Origin of the sequence: Shewanella cutis, assembly GCF_022410515.1 — a bacterium.
Classification (GTDB): Bacteria; Pseudomonadota; Gammaproteobacteria; order Enterobacterales; family Shewanellaceae; genus Shewanella; species Shewanella cutis.
On the sequence record NZ_JACSDI010000041.1, the window covers coordinates 1 to 2,595 of the forward strand.

Below are 2,595 nucleotides of genomic sequence, written 5' to 3' on the forward strand. Positions count from 1 at the left end.
ATGACGAGCGGCTCTTATGGCCAAAAGTAAGAGCAAGGGCTTGTCAGACGCCCCCTTCGGGCAGCATTTGGCTGGCTTTTCTGCCGCGTTATCGTCCGTTTATGTAGAATAACTACACTGCACGGACTTTGCCTTGCATAATAGCCAACCAAACTGCAGCCCCCCTGAAACGCCAACACGCCCTAGGTAAATACTGACGTGTTCTTACAGCGCGAACAGTCACTTTGTGTTACTCGCTATCTCACTTATCATTAGACTGCGACATCAACTAAGAGAAAGCCTATGAAATCCCGTTCTATCCTGTGCGCCTCCGTCATCATGTTAGCAAGTGTTCACCCCGTAGCGGCAGAAGTGATTCTGCAGCTTCCAAGTGGTGTCGAACTATTAGCTGTCAATGGTCAAAAGCCATCAGGCACTACTCACTTGATTCTTAGTAACGGATTGAACCAAATTGCCTTTCGTTATAATACGCAGTATAGGCAGCAGACAAATTCTGTAAGATATCAATCCGACGTTTTGATCATCCGCTTTGAGGAAGCCGATCAACAACTACAGCTTGAATTGCCTAGTATCAACTCAGCTAAAAGCGCAAAACAGTTTAATGATTCCCCCACACTAAAGCTTGTTAACAAGCAAAACCAATCAGTTCACTTTGACCAAGATAGATTACTAAAAAATGGTCTACAGATAGGACGAAACTTCGAGCAGGAAATCTTTCAATACAACCAAGGGCAACATCTAGCCTCACTAACGATAAGGGCAGAGCAACCCACACCTCAAGTATCATCTCCTACGATGAATAACACTGTAACGCCCTTAGCTGCGGCGATAACGCCGACGACAACAATTAAACAAAGTTCAACGCCCAATACACCAACTCAAGCCGAAATCAGCCATATGCTCGATTATTGGTATCAACTTGCAGATGACACGACCAAAGCACGTTTTAAGGCCAAAATTAGCGAGCAATAAGCCCATGTATGCTTTGTTATTTAGGGTGTGTTCACGTTTCGAGATATGGTGATAGTAAAACCTAGCATGCGATATCTCGATATCGTTCATCGCGTTAAAACTGAGTTAGCTGTACCTATCTTTGCATACCAAGTGAGTGGTGAATATGTCATGCATAGGGCTGCAATCCAAACAGGCTGGTTAGCAGAAAAGGCGAGCGTCATGGAATCATTACTTTGCTTCAAACGCGCTTGTGCCGATAGCATCCTTACCTACTTTGCAAAACGTGCCACACAGTGGTTAAAAGAAGCTAAACAATCAGATTTGGGAAACCTATTTCATGCAGAAAGAGCAGCTAAGCGCTGCTCTTTTTGTTTGGCAGAACCAAGCTGTTAACTTTGTCACTTTAGGATAAACAGACCAATCCCCATCCAATATCCAACAATCAATAGTTGTGAATACAGCAGCTTAAATACTGAAGATTAGGAAGGTATTGTTGAAGAGTCTTATACCAATCCGTATTAAATTGAGGATCCTCAAGGACTGGGTAAAAAGTTTGTGCACAAGAGATTGGGCTAAAGTGGGCAATATCTAATGTGGATTGGTATTATACGAATTTTTTTCTCTTTTGGAGAGGCTAAGCAGACTTTCAGCGGTTTCAGGTTTCATAATCCAATTTTAAGCTGTTGGGTTGCTTGCTATTATACCAATTATATTAATTATGTGATCTAATTGAACATCAGTTTTTAATCATACAAAATATGAATCATCCCCACATCTCAGCCTTAGTTAAATCGGAGAAAAGTGCACGCAAACGTATGCGCTATCTTGCCTTACTCCATTTCACTGAAGGTCATTCTCGTACCGCCATCGCGAGCATGCTTAAGGTCAGTAGAACCAGTATCAATCGCTGGGTCACCGCCTATTTAACCCATGGACTGACTGGCCTTGACGATACGCCCAATCCGGGCCGTCCTGCGACACTCTCCAGCCCACAGCTCGCTAAGCTTAACGCGTTTGTACAGCACAGAAGTCTATCTGCACAAGGTGGCAGGTTGATGGCCAAGGATGTTGGCCTGTTTATTCAGTCTGAATTTGGCGTGACGTTCAAGCAAGCGAATATCTACCGCTTGTTACATCAACTTGGCTTCTCATGGATTACCACTCGCTCTCGCCATCCGAAACAATCTGAGGCTATACAAGAGGCTTTTAAAAAACTTCCGGATGGCAACGATCCTTAACACACCTGGGCACGTTGCACTCGATCGCATTGACGTTTGGTTTCAAGATGAAGCCCGCTTTGGCCAACAGAATACTACCACCCGTATTTGGGCTGAGAAAGGCACCCGTCCACGGGCCGTCAAGCAGCAACAATTTGAACATGCGTATCTATATGGCGCCGTGTGTCCGGCAACGGGGGCGACACAAGCGATTATTGCCCCGCATGCCAATAGCGAATATATGCACGAGCATTTAAAACTGATTTCAACCGCCACCGCATTTGGACGGCATGCGCTGGTCATCATGGACGGCGTGGGCTGGCATCAACAGGATTTGGCCGATGACTTTGATAACCTCAGTATCGTCAAACTCCCCCCATATTCACCTGAACTCAATCCAGTAGAGCAAGTCTGGCAATGGCTT

General features: G+C 45.0%; 1 protein-coding gene and 2 pseudogenes. All 3 read left to right on the forward strand.

The genetic code is table 11. The features are described 5' to 3' along the window. Positions 1 to 282: 282 nt before the first annotated feature. Positions 283 to 972, forward strand: a complete 690-nt coding sequence (locus tag H9J30_RS21495) for a DUF2057 domain-containing protein (RefSeq protein ID WP_240132837.1) — start codon at positions 283 to 285, stop codon at positions 970 to 972. A 42-nt stretch (positions 973 to 1,014) separates the two neighbouring features. Then, positions 1,015 to 1,263 (forward strand): annotated as a pseudogene (locus H9J30_RS21500) (porphobilinogen synthase); the annotation flags it as partial. Positions 1,264 to 1,712: 449 nt separating this feature from the next. After that, a pseudogene (locus tag H9J30_RS21505) lies at positions 1,713 to 2,595 on the forward strand (IS630 family transposase); the annotation flags it as partial.

Excerpts from the sequence above, each read along its gene's own strand:
- H9J30_RS21495 (WP_240132837.1), top strand. The coding sequence starts at position 283 with ATGAAATCCCGTTCTATCCTGTGCGCCTCCGTCATCATGTTAGCAAGT.